The organism is Pseudomonas sp. 57B-090624 (assembly GCF_003234055.1).
In the GTDB taxonomy this organism is placed as follows: Bacteria; Pseudomonadota; Gammaproteobacteria; order Pseudomonadales; family Pseudomonadaceae; genus Metapseudomonas; species Metapseudomonas tohonis.
Map to the genome: position 1 here is coordinate 8469 of NZ_QKRU01000092.1, position 15500 is coordinate 23968.

12 protein-coding genes are annotated in these 15500 nt (G+C 68.2%); 6 read left to right on the forward strand and 6 right to left on the reverse strand.

Going from position 1 to position 15500, the window contains the following annotated elements:
• Positions 1–642 precede the first annotated feature (642 nt).
• Positions 643–2139: an aldehyde dehydrogenase family protein gene (locus tag DMX10_RS28735; RefSeq protein WP_178083027.1), complete on the forward strand. Its 1497-nt coding sequence runs from the start codon at positions 643–645 to the stop codon at positions 2137–2139.
• A gap of 49 nt (positions 2140–2188) precedes the next feature.
• Here DMX10_RS28735 and DMX10_RS32860 read toward each other — a convergent pair whose 3' ends face one another.
• The 6 genes from DMX10_RS32860 to DMX10_RS28765 all read right to left on the reverse strand — a co-directional run bounded on the left by DMX10_RS32860 (position 2189) and on the right by DMX10_RS28765 (position 8251).
• Positions 2189–2602 carry a hypothetical protein gene (locus DMX10_RS32860; RefSeq protein ID WP_111264302.1) on the reverse strand — a complete coding sequence of 138 codons (414 nt, stop codon included), beginning with the start codon at positions 2600–2602 and terminating at the stop codon, positions 2189–2191.
• Positions 2527–3873, reverse strand: coding sequence for a hypothetical protein (locus DMX10_RS28745; protein WP_111264303.1), 1347 nt, complete (start codon positions 3871–3873; stop codon positions 2527–2529). The genes DMX10_RS32860 and DMX10_RS28745 overlap by 76 nt, the downstream gene beginning before the upstream one ends.
• 182 nt (positions 3874–4055) lie before the next feature.
• A complete protein-coding gene (locus DMX10_RS28750) occupies positions 4056–4748 on the reverse strand; it encodes a hypothetical protein (RefSeq protein WP_111264304.1) in 693 nt (230 codons plus the stop codon).
• On the reverse strand, positions 4745–5659 hold the full coding sequence (locus tag DMX10_RS28755; protein ID WP_111264305.1) for a hypothetical protein: 915 nt from the start codon (positions 5657–5659) through the stop codon (positions 4745–4747). Before DMX10_RS28755 ends, DMX10_RS28750 begins: the two co-directional genes overlap by 4 nt.
• A 93-nt stretch (positions 5660–5752) precedes the next feature.
• On the reverse strand, positions 5753–6757 hold the full coding sequence (locus DMX10_RS28760) for a TerC family protein (RefSeq protein ID WP_111264306.1): 1005 nt from the start codon (positions 6755–6757) through the stop codon (positions 5753–5755).
• A 591-nt stretch (positions 6758–7348) separates the two neighbouring features.
• Positions 7349–8251, reverse strand: a complete 903-nt coding sequence (locus DMX10_RS28765) for a hydrogen peroxide-inducible genes activator (protein WP_111264307.1) — start codon at positions 8249–8251, stop codon at positions 7349–7351.
• 203 nt (positions 8252–8454) lie between these two features.
• Here DMX10_RS28765 and katB point away from each other — a divergent pair, with 203 nt between their 5' ends.
• The 5 genes from katB to DMX10_RS28790 all read left to right on the forward strand — a co-directional run bounded on the left by katB (position 8455) and on the right by DMX10_RS28790 (position 15280).
• Complete coding sequence (gene katB / locus DMX10_RS28770) at positions 8455–9981, forward strand: catalase KatB (RefSeq protein WP_111264308.1); 1527 nt, start codon at positions 8455–8457, stop codon at positions 9979–9981.
• 48 nt (positions 9982–10029) lie between these two features.
• Positions 10030–10560, forward strand: coding sequence for an ankyrin repeat domain-containing protein (locus DMX10_RS28775; protein WP_111264309.1), 531 nt, complete (start codon positions 10030–10032; stop codon positions 10558–10560).
• A 653-nt stretch (positions 10561–11213) separates the two neighbouring features.
• Positions 11214–13307, forward strand: coding sequence for a hypothetical protein (locus DMX10_RS28780; protein ID WP_178083028.1), 2094 nt, complete (start codon positions 11214–11216; stop codon positions 13305–13307).
• A 67-nt stretch (positions 13308–13374) separates the two neighbouring features.
• Positions 13375–13674: a hypothetical protein gene (locus tag DMX10_RS28785; RefSeq protein WP_111264310.1), complete on the forward strand. Its 300-nt coding sequence runs from the start codon at positions 13375–13377 to the stop codon at positions 13672–13674.
• A gap of 166 nt (positions 13675–13840) precedes the next feature.
• Positions 13841–15280: an NAD(P)/FAD-dependent oxidoreductase gene (locus DMX10_RS28790; RefSeq protein WP_256604874.1), complete on the forward strand. Its 1440-nt coding sequence runs from the start codon at positions 13841–13843 to the stop codon at positions 15278–15280.
• Positions 15281–15500 lie beyond the last annotated feature (220 nt).

A 15500-nucleotide genomic window follows, 5' to 3' on the forward strand; every position in this document is an offset into this window, starting at 1 on the left:
CCCCATCACACACCGTGATCATCGGCCGCTCCGGCAGCATGGGTTTCGTACCTCTACCCATCCTACGAACTCGCACGCCCGTAGGATGGCGTAGAGCGCAGCGAAACCCATCGATCCGAAGCCCCATCACACACCGTGATCATCGGCCGCTCCGGCAGCATGGGTTTCGTACCTCTACCCATCCTACGAACTCGCACGCCCGTAGGATGGCGTAGAGCGCAGCGAAACCCATCGATCCGAAGCCCCATCACACACCGTGATCATCGGCCGCTCCGGCAGCATGGGTTGCGTACCTCTACCCGTGCGACGAACTACGCCCTGTGCCCCAACCTCGTCCGCCTTCCCGCCAAAAAGCGGGCAAAAAAAAGCCGCCGATGACCAGGCCGGCGGCAAAGCGTGGTGACACGGAGCAAGCAACAATGGCGTCGCCCTCGCAGACGACACTCCGACTATCCCACCTGCACCACGGCGCCGCTTGCTCCCGGCTGCCAGGTCGTTGCGCCTGCCTGACACGCCGCATCCGCTGCACGCTGGGTCATGTCCGCGTGGCAGGCAGAGTCAAGCCCGGCAGCGGCTCACTCCCTAAGCTGGGGCACGCCCCATGCGGGCGACCCATCCCGCTGCCCGAACCAGGAGCCGATCGTGTCCAATGCCCTGATCAACACCCTCCCCAGCGTCGACGCCTTCGTCGACCGTACCCACGCCTCGTTCATCGACGGCCAACAGCACCAGGGCGCACAAGGCACCCCGCGCGAGGTGCACAACCCCGCCACCGGCGCGGTGCTCTCGCGCACCCTGCAGGCCGACGCCCCGCAGGTGGACGCCGTGGTCGCCTCGGCCCACCGCACCTTCCGCTCCGGCGTCTGGAGCCGCCTGGCCCCCGCCGAGCGCGAGCGCGTGCTGCTGCGCTTCGCCGACCTGGTGGAGACCCACGGCGAGGAACTGGCGCAGCTGGAGACCCTCAACCAGGGCAAGTCCATCCACCTCGCCCGCGCGGTGGAAGTCGGCGCCTCGGTCAACTACATGCGCTACATGGCCGGCTGGGCCACCAAGATCGAAGGGCAGACGCTGGACGTGTCCATCCCCGTGCCGGCACAGGCGCGCTTCAACGCCTACACCCGCCGCGAGCCGGCCGGCGTGGTCGCCGGTATCGTGCCGTGGAACTTCCCGATGATGATCGCCCTGTGGAAGGTGATGCCGGCACTGGCCTGTGGCTGCACCATCATCATCAAGCCGGCGGACGAAACCCCGCTCACCGCCCTGCGCCTGGCCGAGCTGGCGATCCAGGCCGGTATCCCGGCGGGCGCCTTCAACGTGCTGGTGGGTGGTGCCGACGCCGGTGCGGCGCTGGTGGGCCACCCGCTGGTGAACAAGGTGTCCTTCACCGGCTCCACCGCAGTGGGCAAGCAGGTCGGCCGTACCGCGCTGGACAACATGACCCGCTTCACCCTGGAGCTGGGCGGCAAGAACCCCATGCTGGTACTGGCCGATGCCGATATCGAGCAGGCCGTGGCCGGCGCCATCGGCGGCGGGCTGCTCAACCAGGGCCAGGTCTGCGCCGCTGCTTCGCGCCTCTACGTGCACGCCAGCCGCTACCAGGATTTCGTCGAGGCGCTGACCAGCCAGGTGGCGCAACTCAAGGTCGGCGCCGGCATGGACCCGCAAGCGCAGGTCAACGCCCTGGTCTCCCGTCGCCAGCAGGCCAGCGTGCTGCGCTACCTGGCCATCGCCCGCGAGGAAGGCGCGCAGTTCTGCACCGGCGGCGGCCAGCCCGACCTGCCCGGCTACTTCGTGCAGCCCACGGTGCTGGGCAAGGTCACCCAGGGGATGACCTCGGTGCGCGAGGAAATCTTCGGCCCGGTGCTCTCGGTACTGCCCTTCAACGATGTCGACCAGGCCGTGGACATGCTCAACGACAGCCGCTACGGGCTGACCGCGAGCATCTGGAGCAACGACCTGGGCCGGGTCATGGACCTGATCCCGCGCATCGAAGCCGGCACCGTCTGGGTCAACAACCACGTGCCGGTGGACCCCAACCTGCCCTTCGGCGGCTACAAGCAGTCGGGCATGGGCCGCGAGTTCGGCAAGGCCGCCATCGAAGGCTTCACCGAGCTGAAGTCGGTGTGCATCACCTACTGATGCAACGCGCCATCGCCCGGCCCGCCATGGGTCGGGCGATGCGTCCACCCTACCGCCGCAGCAGCCAGAACAGCGCGAACACCCAGCGCTGCCAGCCGGCGTCGGCCGACTTCAGCACGCCAGTCGCCGCGCCGTAGCGCCAGGCCCAGTGCAGCGCCCGGCGCAGGTCGCGCAGCGGGCTGTGACGGTTGCGGTAGACATCGACCGCCAACAGGCCCATGGCCTCGGCATGCCCTGCCTCGGCCGCGCGCAGCAGGTGCGCCTCGGCCTCCGCCCAGTCGACGGGGTCGCTGCGCAACGCCAGCTCACCGCAGAAGCCGTGCATGAAGGCGATCACCTGGAGATCGTCACGATCGGCGAAACACTCCAGGTAGACCTCGGCGTGGTTCAGCGCCTCCAGCCACAGCCGCTCGGCCGCTTCGGCGTCCTCCTCGACTTCGGCCTGGGCCGCCAGCAGTTCCACCAGCGCCCGGGTCGCCAGGCCGTGGCCATCGGCCGCTGCCGAGCGCCACGGCACCCGCGCCGCCTCGGCATCCGCCGGGCAGCCCAGCCCATCACGGCGGCAGACGCCAAGCAGATGCAGCCCTCGGTGTGCTCGGCCTGGTTGCGCCCGCTCAGCAGCAACAGGCGCTCCAGCGCGGCGAAGGCCCGGGCACCGTCCACCGGCCCGGCCTCGGCATCCAGCCAGAGGCGCGCCTGCAGCAACAGCAGTGCATGGACCTCGTCCAGTTGATGATCCAGCGCCTGCGCCCGCTCCACCCAGCCGCGCGCCTGCTGCAATTCATCCAGGCTGCCGGAGCGTTCGAACGCCAGCTGCGCCAACCGCAACCAGGCCGCCGCCGTGGCCTCGGCCTCGCCCTCCAGGCCGCAGGCACGTCGCGCCCAGCGCATGGCCTGGCCCGGTTCATCGCCAAGGTGGGACAAGGCCAGCGCCGCAGCCGGGTCGCCCGCCCGATAGCGGCGCTCCCATTCTTCAGGGGAAACGGGCCGTGGAGCGGGCGCCTCCCGTTCCAGTTCAAGCTCCGCCTCGGGCTCGGGGGTTTCGTCGGGCGCGTGCTCGATGTCGCCCTCATCGAACTCACCCGGCAACGGCTCGGCACCGACGGGCTCCGCACGCTCACCGAAGGGCGAATGCAGCCCGCTGAAATCCTCGATATGGCTCAAGGCCCGGAACCAGGGGTGGTCCAGCGTCTCCAGGCCGAACGCCCGCACCCATTCGTCGAGGTCCTCGTAATCCAGCACCAGGGTGACGTCGTGCAAATCGACGGTGCCGTCCTGCAAGGCTTGCAGGCGGGTGTCCGCATTCCATTTCCAGAAGCCGATACGCGAATCGGTGTTGGCATCGAAGGGCCCTGAAACCGCATCCAGGTCGCCCTGCAGCCACAACGACTCGGCCGGCGCCCCGGTGTGCGCCACGGCGCGATCGAGGAACGCGGCCACCGCATCCAGGCACAGCCCGAGGGTGGGCACGCGATGGTGCTGGGGGTGCCGGCGGACATAGGCATCGAACTGCGCCCAGTTACCCTGCGCCTCGGCCAACGGCAAACGCAGGCCATGCTTGGGCGTCTGCACGTCCACCTGCGCCGGGGTGATCGCCGGCACCACCCCCGCGCCCGCCAGCAGCAGGCACCAGAGCGGTGTCACATCCTGGTCCCGGGCCAGGCAGCAGGGTTCGACCCCCTCGCCACCGAGGTAGAGCCAGGCGGCCGAAGCCAGTTCCGATTCCATGGGCATCGCGGTTTCCCTGCACAGCGGGCCTGGCCGGTCCAGGGCCCGCAAAAAAGCGCCAATCATGGCGTGAAGGGAGGGCGCCCACCAGCCGTGGGCCAGGGGGGATTCCCAGGTTGTGAAGCACCGCTCCGTTCGACACCGACCGCATCCGCGCCGAGTTCGCCTGAACCCGGCGCGGGTCCGGTTCAGCGCAAGGGTTCGAACTGCCCCGTGCGCTCGTCCCAGGCAAAAGCCACGCCCGCGCAGCGCTGGCGCTTGCCCACCCGCAACTGGGTGACGCCCTGCTCGACTGCCAGTTGCACGGTTTCCAGCCCCTCGTTGCGGCAGCCGGGCAGGCTCAGGGTCTGCACGCGCTTGCCGGTCTTCTTCGCGTACACCTCGATGGCCGTGGCCGCCGCACCGTCCCGGGCCAGCGGCACCTGGAAGTAGAAGCGCTCGGTGGAGGCCGCCTGCGGCACCTCCACACTCGCGCCGGGCCAGGCCTCGTCAGACCCCAATCGGGCCACGTGCTTCATCTGGATCGGCAGGCTCTTGCCGGTGCGGTAGTCGGTCCAGGTGCCGCTCAGGGTGGCGTCCTGCTTGAAATAGCCCGAGGTGGTGAAACGGATGCGCGCCGCCGGCAGGCCGGCGGTGTCCAGTTCATCCATGGCGGTGCCATGGGGCTCGTTGCTGCTGAACACCGGTTTCAGGCGGATCGGCGTGCGGTAGCGGTCGTAGAAATACAGGCCACGGATGATGCGGTTCTGGTAGTCCGTCACCAGGGTGATCGACTGCTTGCCGAGGGTGCCCCGGTAGATGTCCAGGGCGGAGGCGACGCCCGGGCCGCAGAGGGTCACGAACAAGGCCAGGCGCAGGAAAATGCTGAGGAAGCGACTCATTGCGCACCCTCCCCAGCCGGCAGCATCACCACGCGCTGCCCTTCGGCCAGGCGGTAGAAGCCCCCGCGGAAGTTGCCGGGCCGGTAGCCATCGCCCCCTTCCAGGCGGTACTCGAAGCGCCCGCGCCGGTACGTGTCGAAGTACAGCGAACCGCTGCCGGCCATCTCGGTCAGCACCGGGTGCAGCGCATAGCGGCCGGTTGCCGGGTCGTACAGGTAGTACTGCACCGTGCCGTTGGCCAGGGCCTGGTCGCTCTCGCGGATGCGCCGTGGCACGAAGGAGAAGTCCAGGTAGGCGTCATCGTCCAGGTAGGCCAGCCGCAGCGTGTCGGTGCCGAAGAAGTAGGCGTCCAGCCCCTCGATCACCTGCAGCGTCGCGCCGCTCGCCTTGTCGCCGACGGTGATGCGATCGAACAGCGGCACCTGCTCGCCAGCGGGCTTGCGCGCATGCACCCGGAAACTCATGCCCTGGCTGGTGCCCTTCTGCAACAGGTCGGCCTCGTAGGCCACCCGGGAGTCCTCGCTGAACACCTGCTCGCGTTGCAGCTGCAGCGGGCGCTCCTCGCGGGTACGCAGGTCGATCCAGCGCCCCAGCAGCACCTTCTGGTCGATGGCGAAGCTTTGGAACTCGATCGCCGCAGGGGGCATCGGCGTGTTGTCACGCAGGTTGATCAGCAGCGGCTCGCCGGCCTCGAAGGGGGTCTTTTCCAGGCTCAGGTGGTCGGCGGCGGCCGAGGTTTCGACGAACCCCGCCATGCCATCCCAGGCGCTGTCGAACTGGAGGACGACCTCCAGCTGCATGTCCCCCGCCGTGCCCCGGTAGACCGTGCTGGGCAGGGTGTGGGCGCTCGCCGTGCCGGCGATGCATAGGGACGCCCAGGCGGGCAGGTGCTTCCATGCTGAGAGGGCCACGCGGTGCTCCTTGCGAGAAAAGGAGCGCAGCCTAACAAAAAGCCCCCTCGCCACGTCAGTGCGCGAGGGGGCTTACGTGATGCCGCAGGCGTATCAGCGGCTGCTGTTCTCCTCGATGGCCTGCGCCGCCTGGCCCCGGGTCTTGTACAGCGACAGCAGTACGCCGCCGACCAGCAGGCCCAGGGTCACGCTGAGGGAGATCACCGCCGGGATCTTGCCGATGATGCCGACCAGGAAGATCTTCGCGCCGATGAACACCAGCACCAGGGCCAGGGCGTACTTCAGGTAGGCGAAGCGGTGGATCAGCGCCGCCAGGGCGAAGTACAGCGCGCGCAGGCCGAGGATGGCGAAGATGTTCGAGGTGTAGACGATGAACGGGTCCTGGGTGATGGCGAAGATCGCCGGCACGCTGTCGATGGCGAACACCAGGTCGGCGCACTCGATCAGCACCAGGGCCAGGAACAGCGGCGTCGCCCAGAGCACGGTCCTGCCGCTGGCATCCGCCTGGCGCACGAAGAAGCGCTGCCCGTGCAGGCTGTCGGTGACGCGCATGTGCCGGCGCAGGAACTTCACCAGTGCGTTGTTCTCCAGGTCCGGGTGGTCATCGACCCTGGAGAACAGCATCTTCACGCCGGTGATGGCCAGGAACGCGCCGAACACGTAGAGGATCCAGCTGAACTCGTGGATCAGCGCCGCGCCCAGGCCGATCATCACCGCACGCAGCACGATCACGCCCATGATTCCCCAGAACAGCACCTTGTGCTGGTACTGCCGCGGGATGGCCAGGAAGCTGAAGATCATCGCCATGAGGAACACGTTGTCCATCGACAGCGATTTTTCGATGAGGAAGCCCGTGAGGTAATCCATGCTGGCGTCGCCGCCCTTCTGGAAGAACACCCAGAGGCCGAACAGCAGGCCGGCGGTGATGTAGCCGGCGGAGAGCAGCAGGCTCTCCTTGACGCCGATCTCGCGGTTATCGCGATGCAGCACGCCCAGGTCGAAGGCCAGCAGGGAGAACACCACGGCGAGGAAGACCAGCCACAGCCAGGTGGCGGTGCCGAGGAAGTCGGAAAACAGGAACGTATCTAGGGCAGTCATTGGAGCCCCTCCTTGCAGTCGAAGTTGTACAGACTGTGATTCCGACATCGCGGTATTGACCGCCAGAGGGGCCCGGCTTCACGGCAGCTAAATTACAGAATCCCGAGGGAGGCGCTCAACGAGCGGGCTTTTGCAAAGTGTTTCCTGCGCGTCATGCCGAAAGCCCCGCCCGCCACCCGCATGAGCCCGACTGCGCATGGCCCTGAATGAAGGCTGGAATTGGGCATGAGGGCGCCTCGCTGTCGTCGATTGAAAGCGCCCTGACGCGGGTTAGGCTCATCCGCCTCCGCCGTCGCATTCCCCTCAGCCGACAGGCCGGGAAGCCCGACGAACGCCCCCATGAACAAGGAAGTGTCATGAGCATCGAACGCCACGAGGTCAGCCAGTCCAGCGCCCTCCTACACCGGGAACGATGCCCGTGGCGTCTGCCTCGAAGCCTGCCGCCGCTGGGTCAGGGCCGTTCCGGCGCCGCTGCGCACGGCGGCGCAGAAGGCCCTGGCGCTGCGGGGCTGGCAGGAGTTCGAGGCGCACATGCCGGCGCTGGTGGAGGACTGCCGCGCGGCCCTGCAGAGGTGGCGGCCCTAGCGCCTCTCAAGCCTCCCCGTTCGGCCCACGGGAAACCGAGCAGAGCCTGACCGAGTCGGCCAGCACGTCGATCGCGCGCGGGCGCGGGAAGCTGGCGCGCCAGGCGATGGCCACCTGGCGGAACGGCACCGGCGCGCTGAAGTGGCGGATGGCCACGCTGCCCGGCGAATAGTGGTGGCCGGAGACCGCCGAGTGCGGCAGCACGGAGACGCCGAGGCCGGAGGCGACCATGTGGCGGATGGTCTCCAGGGAGCTCGATTCCACGCTGGCGCGCTGGGTGGCCGGGCACACCTCCAGCACGCGCTCGCGGAAGCAATGCCCCTCGCCGAGGATCAGCAGCTCGGCATCCTCCAGCGCCTCCGCCGACAGGCGCTGCTCCGCCGCCAGGGGGTGGTCGGCGGGCAGCAGCACGCACAGGGCTTCGTCGTAGAGCACCTTGGTCAGCACGTCGGGTTCGGTGAAGGGCAAGGCGACGATGATGGCGTCCAGCTCGCCCTCCCGCAGCCGCTCGCGCAGCACGTGGGTGAAGTTCTCCTCGATGTACAGCGGCATCTGCGGCGCCACGGTGTGCAACTGGGGGATCAGGTGCGGGAACAGATAGGGCCCGATGGTGTAGATGGCGCCGACCCGCAGCGGCGAGGACAGCTGGTTGCGCCCGGCGTGGGCCATCTCCAGCACCGCGTTGGCTTCGGCCAGCACCTTCTGCGCCTGCTCGATGATGCTCTCGCCGATGGGTGTGAGGTAGACGGCCCCCTTGCTGCGCTCGAAGAGCAGCACGCCCAGGTAGTCCTCCAGTCGCTTCATGCCCACCGAGAGGGTGGGCTGGCTGACATGGCAGCGCTCGGCGGCGCGGCCGAAGTGTTGTTCCTGGGCAAGGGCAACGGCGTAACGCAATTCGGTCAGGGTCATCGGTCATCCTGCGTGCGGGCCGCCATGGCGGCCTCCTGTGAATCCGGGGTGCGGCTTGTACCCGGGAACTCTAGGGAGGCGGCGCGCGTAGGACCTTTAATATTTCCTAATCGCCAGGCTGACCAAATCCTATTATCCGGGCCCCTCCGCGCTCCCTATGGTTCAGGCCGCAACACCCGAACCAGAGACATCAGGAGACGCAAATGTCCAGATTCCATCGCACCGCCCCCGGCCTGCTGGCGGCGGCATGCCTGTTCAATCTTTCCATGGCCGTGGGTGCACCGCTGACCCGTGACAACGGCGCCCCCGTCGGCGACAACCAGAACTCTCAGACAGCCGGGCCGAATGGTTCCGTGCTGCTGCAGGACGTGCAACTGATCCAGAAGCTGCAGCGCTTCGACCGCGAACGCATCCCCGAGCGGGTGGTGCATGCCCGGGGCACCGGCGCCCACGGCGAGTTCACCGCCTCGGCGGACATCGCCGACCTGACCGTCGCCAAGGTGTTCCGCAACGGCGAGCGCACCCCGGTGTTCGTGCGCTTCTCTTCGGTGGTGCACGGCAACCACTCGCCGGAAACCCTGCGTGACCCGCGCGGCTTCGCCACCAAGTTCTACACCGCCGACGGCAACTGGGACCTGGTGGGCAACAACTTCCCCACCTTCTTCATCCGCGACGCGATCAAGTTCCCGGACATGGTCCACGCCTTCAAGCCGGACCCGCGCACCAACCTGGACGACGACTCGCGCCGCTTCGACTTCTTCTCCCACGTGCCGGAGGCCATCCGCACCCTCACCCTGCTCTATTCCAACGAGGGCACCCCGGCCGGCTACCGCTTCATGGACGGCAACGGCGTGCACGCCTACAAGCTGGTCAACGCCAAGGGCGAGACGCACTACGTGAAGTTCCACTGGAAGAGCCTGCAGGGCATCCGCAACCTCGACCCGAAGGAAGTCGAGGCCGTCCAGGGCAAGGACTACAGCCACATGACCAACGACCTGGTGAACGCCATCGCCAAGGGTGACTACCCGAAGTGGGACCTGTACATCCAGGTGCTCGAGCCCAAGGACCTGGCGCGCTTCGAGTTCGACCCGCTGGACGCCACCAAGGTCTGGCCCGACGTGCCCGAGCGCAAGATCGGCCAGATGGTGCTCAACCGTAACGTCGACAACTTCTTCCAGGAGACCGAGCAGGTGGCCATGGCCCCGTCCAACCTGGTACCGGGCATCGAACCCTCCGAGGACCGCCTGTTGCAGGGCCGCGTGTTCGCCTACGCCGACACCCAGCTCTACCGGGTGGGTACCAACGGCCTGGCGCTGCCGGTGAACAAGCCCAAGGGCGCGGTGAACAACGGCAACCAGGACGGCAGCATGAACGCCGGTCACACCACCAGCGGCGTGAACTACGAGCCGAGCCGCCTGCAGCCCCGCGAAGCCACGGCCAGCGCCCGCTACGTCGAGACGCCGCTGCAGGGCAGCACCCAGCAGCGCGCCATCCAGCGCGAGCAGAACTTCAAGCAGGCCGGTGACCTGTACCGCTCCTACGGCAAGAAGGACCAGCAGGACCTGGTCAACAGCTTCGGCCAGTCCCTCGCCGGTACCGACAGCGAGAGCAAGCACCTGATGCTCGCCTACCTGTACAAGGCCGACACCGACTACGGCACCCGTGTCGCCAAGGTGGCCGGTGGCGACCTGGCCAAGGTGAAGGCCCTGGCCGCCAAACTCGCCGACTGACCCGCCCAGCGCCGGCCCGCACACGCGGGCCGGCTCCAGGAGCCCGAGATGAAACACGCACTCCTCGCCCTGCTGCTCTGCGCCGGCCTGGCACAGGCCGAACCGACGCCCGACCCGGTCGCCATCCAGGCCGAGCTGGCCCAACGCTATCTCGACGCCGCCCGTGAAGGCCGGCTGGAGGTGCTCCACGCCTTCATCGAGGCCGGTTACGACCTCGACACCCAGGATGCCAAGGGCTACAGCGCCCTGATCCTCGCCGCCTACCACGGCCACGCCGATGCGGTCGACGCGCTGCTCGCTGCCGGCGCCGATCCCTGCCTGCAGGATGGCCGCGGCAACACCGCCCTGATGGGCGCCATCTTCAAGGCCGAACTGGGCATCGCCCACCGCCTCATGAACACCCCCTGCCCCACCGACCAGCGCAACACCGCCGGGCAGACCGCCGCCATGTATGCCGCGCTGTTCCAGCGCACCCGGTTGCTGGACCGGCTGCGCGAGAAAGGCGCCGACATGGCGTTGAAGGACGCCCTCGGCAACGATGCCGAAAGCCTGGCGCGGGGGGAGATCCGTACCCGCTGACAGCGGTCCGGAGCGCGCGCCGTTAAGCAGGTAAACATCCACGCCCTGGTGCAACCAGACCTCGGGGCATACAGCCGCCACTCACTTCGGACGTAGGGTGTGCTGCGCGCACCTGGAGCTCGCCGGAAACACCGAGCGGCGGTGCGCACGGCACACCCTACGGCACGCGTTCATCCTGTCGAGCCCTCAATTCAAATCGTCACAGGCAGCACCGATGACTCATGACCACGCTCAAATGAATTCGCACCTGCAAAGGTGGGCTCGGCGCGGGCGGATGGGCGTAGGGTGGGCTTCAGCCCACCAATTCCCCGACGCACACAGCCGACCAAAACCCCTCGTCCCCTCCCCACGCAAACGCCTTTCCGGCATATCGACAAGCACGAAAAGTTCGGTTGCAGGGGGCGGTGTAGCGGCGCCCTTACAGGGCTTTCGGGTGCTCCGACAATCGGTCACGCCGCACGTCCTGCGGGCGATGGGCGGCGCTATGCAGGGCCCCGGGCAGTCGCATACTCACTGGGCCATGCGCACGCGGTACGCATGACACGACCCTAAAAAAGGAACCTTCCAGGGGTGTCGTACCGGCGTCATGCAATGGCTCGCGTGGTTGGGAGTACGGGCAGGGTGCGCCCCTTGTTGAATAGGAGTGTTCAACGATGTCCAGCCTCGACAAAATCCCCCCCATGCCCGATGTACTGCCGCCCGAGCAGGAAGACGCCCGAGCGGCCGCCGCCCTTCCCATAACCGAACTGCCCAAGCCCATCCCCGGCCCGATCATCGTGCCGCCACTGCGCAGCATCCGTCCCGGTTGCTGGCTGCTCAACTACAAGCCCACCGGGGCGCCGCTGGTGTCCTATGACGGCACCCTGCGCGTGGAATCCCACGCCGCCGGGCGAACCGCCAGCGGCGATCTCTACCAGCGCCCGACCATTTTCCTGCCGCTGCCCATCACCTCGCCGATCCCCCTGCTGGGCGGGCGCCCGGAAACCAGCCTGAAGCCGATTCTCCTGGCCGGGCCCAACCCGGCATCGGGCATCCCGATCCTCTCGCGCTCACGCTATCGCTACTACATCCGCGTCACCGCGCTGCCGGAGCACTTCTACCTGGGCAACAGCTTCAACCTCGGCTTCGAGCTGTGGCGCTTCACCGCGCCCAACAGCTGGGCGCTGGACTCCACCCTCACCACCCAGATGGTGCGCATGCCCGCGCCGGCGGGCTATCCCTCCTCCGGCGACTATGCCGAGGGCGATGTGAAGAACGCGGCCAACGCCGTGATCGGGCGCCTGACCATGGGCTGGCTGTCGAGCTACTACCGCCGCTGCACCGTGGAGATCGACACCGTCTCCGGCTCCGAGCAGCCGACCAACAGTGGCCTCGGCCATACCTGGCAGACGGTGATGGATGCGGTGGGCTGGCAGGTCGCCGTGCACCTCAGCGACACCAATGTCGCCGAAGCCAGCGGTGGGTCCTGGTCCGATGCCGAGATGCACGCGGCCATGCTGGCCCGGCGCGCGGTGGTCAACCTGGATACCGAGTGGCGCTACCACGTACTGGCGGTGAAGAACATCGACTCCACCCCGCGCGGGATCATGTACGACAACGGCGGCACCGACTCCAACAACGTGCCCCGGGAGGGCATCGGCATCGCCTCGCACTGGACCATCGCAGCGGGCTGGGGGACGGTCAGCGGCAAGCGCTTCGGCACGGCGGCGGCGCCCTACTTCCGCACCGCCGTGCACGAGGTCGGCCACGCCATGGGGCTCTACCACAACTCGGCGGACTTCGGCTTCATGTGCACCAGCGACGTGATCGCTGCCGCCGGCACCCCGGCCACGCCCTTCCCCAGCAACATCCAGTGGTCCTTCCACCCGGACAACCTCAAGCAGCTGCGCCACTACCCCGATCCCTTCGTGCGGCCCGGCTCGGTGGCATTCGGCGGTGCCTCCACGGCCGCCCCGAACATCACCCCGACGGACCTGGAGGCCGAAATCCTGGGGCTCGACGTGGACGTCACACCGTTGCTCGGCGAAGTGCCCCTGGGCGCACCGGTGCGGATCGGTATCGCCCTGGTCAACCGTGGCGACCAGCCGGTGCAGGTGCCGGCCAACCTCAGCCTGAAGAGCGAATTCGTCAGTGGCAGCGTCGGCGATCCATCCGGCACCGTGCGCAGCTTCCGTACCCTGGTGCATTGCGTCGAGGACCAGCCCTTCAAACTGCTGCAACCGGGCGAGCGGATCAGCGAATCCATGACCCTGATGCGCGGCGCCGAAGGGGCGCTGTTCGGCGTACCCGGCGTGCACGAGGTGAAGGTGGAGGTGCACTGGGAGATCGACGGCCTGGTCGCCCGCGCGGCCGGCAGTGCCACGGTGATGGTCACCGCAGCGGTCGAGGCGCGGCATGCCGAGGCCGCGCACCGCGTGCTCTCCACCCCCGACGCGCACCTGGTGCTGGCCATCGGCGGCGACCACCTCACCGAGGGCCTGGACGCCATCCAGGCGGCGTTGGACTCGGCGGTGCTCAAGCCGCACTTCGCCGCCATCGCGGCCAAGCGGCTGGCCAAGCGCTTCCATAAACGCAAGGCCGATCCGAAGGGCGCAAGCGCGCTGCTCGACTACGATACGGTGATGAGCGACACCGAGCGCAGCAAACTGACGACGCTGCTCGGCGATGCCGGTGGCGTGCTCAAGGAGCTTGGCAAGGCACCCAAGACACGGGCCAGGACCACAGGCCTGGCGGCCGGAGCCAAGTAGGGCGGAAACGGCTGGCACGGGGCGCCGTCATGCGGCGCCCCGCTGCCGGTGATGACCGGAGCCTCAGATGACCGACCTGGAGAACCAACTGCTGGGACAGTGGCGCAAGAGCACGTCCCCGGCCTGCGCGGCGAAGTACGCCAGCAGCCTGCGCTTCGACGCCAACGGCCTGTACAGCGGCACCCCCGAGGTGCCCGGCGGCTTCACCTGGTGGGACAGCGGCACCTGGCACATCGAGAGCCCCGGCCGCGTCACCCTCTCCACCGCCAACGATGCGCTGGTGAGCTATGGCTACAGCCTCGACGCCGACGGCCTCACCTTCACCGATCCCAGCGGCTGCCGCTTCAGCTACCGACGCGAGCATTGAGCGGCGCCGTATCTTCCTGCAGCCCGGGAACGGCACCCTGCAAACCCCGGGCTGAAGCCCCGGCCTCAACGCGCATGCGGAAAACCCGCCTAAGGGCCGGCGAGCAGCGGCGGCAAAGCCTGCTATGACTTGCACAACACAAGAACAACAAGAAGGAAGGCCGACCTTGAACGACCACCACGACGTGCTGATCATCGGCGCCGGGCTCTCGGGCATCGGCATGGGCTGCCACCTGGTGCGCGAAGCGCCGCAGATGGACTTCGCCATCATCGAGCGACGCCAGGCCGTGGGCGGCACCTGGGACCTGTTCCGCTACCCCGGCATCCGCTCGGATGCCGACATGTTCAGCTTCGGCTTCGCCTTCCGCCCCTGGGACCAACTCAAGACGCTGGCCGACGGCCACACCATCCGCCAGTACATCGAAGACACCGCCCGCGAGCATGGCGTCGACAGCAGGATCCGCTTCGGCCTGGCCTGCACCGAGGCCTCCTGGTCCAGCCACGAGAGGGTGTGGACCGTCAGGACCCGCGACGAGGCCAGCGGCGTGCAGCGGGTGTTCACCGGTCGCTTCCTGGTCTCCTGCGTCGGCTACTACGACTACGACCAGGGCTACCAGCCGGACTTCCCCGGCATGCAGCGCTTCCAGGGAAGGCTGATCCACCCGCAGCACTGGCCCGAAGACCTCGACTACGACGGCAAGCGCGTGGTGGTCATCGGCAGCGGCGCCACCGCCGTGACCCTGGTGCCGGCCATGGCCGGGCGCGCCGGCCACGTCACCATGCTGCAGCGCTCGCCCAGCTACATCATCAGCGTGCCCGGCAAGGACCCGGTCTCCGCCGCATTGCGCCACGTGCTGCCCGAGCGCTGGGTCTACGCCATGGCGCGGGCGCGCAACATCTGGTTGCAGCGGGTCATCTACAAGGCCGCGCGGCGCTGGCCGGAGCAGGTCCGCGCCTGGCTGCTGGGCAGCGTCAGGAAGCAGCTCGGCGGCAAGGTCGACATGCGCCACTTCACGCCCAGCTACATGCCCTGGGACGAACGCCTCTGCGCAGTGCCCGACGGCGATCTGTTCGCTGCCCTGCGCGAGGGCCGCGCCTCGGTGGTCACCGACCGCATCGCCACCTTCACCGAACGAGGCATCGCCCTGGAATCCGGCGCCGAGCTGCCGGCGGACATCATCGTCAGCGCCACCGGCCTGCAGCTGCGCGCGCTCGGCGGCATCGACCTGCTGGTGGACGGCCAGCGCAGGAGCCTGGCCGACCGCCTCACCTACAAGGGCGTGCTGGCCCAGGGCATTCCCAACATGGGCTCGGTGTTCGGCTACACCAACGCGCCCTGGACGCTCAAGGCCGATATCGCCTCCAGCTACCTGTGCCGGCTGTTCAACCACATGCGCAAGCACGACCTGGAGGTGTGCACGCCGCGCGCACCGGAGGGCGAGATGGAGGAAGGCAGCGTCATGGGCGCCCTGCAGTCGGGCTACGTCCAGCGTGGCTCCGACCTGCTGCCCCGCCAGGGTCGCCACCTGCCCTGGCGCGTGCTCAACCACTACGAGCGCGACCGCGAGATGCTCCTGCGCCAGCCCATAGCCGACCCTGCGCTGTAATTCGAGCCCGCCCGCGGGCAGGTCGGCTCGCCCCTGGCCACCGGAGCCGGCTAAGTCGCCGATGGCCAATCGGCGGAAATGCGAACCGGTCAGCCACCCCGCCACCCGTGGCGGCCGCTAGAATGTCGGCCTCTCCCCCCTCAAGGAACCGTCGACATGGAGCGTTACCGCCGCCTCGCCTCCCGGGCCCCCCACCTCGTGCTGCTCGCTTGTGCCGTAC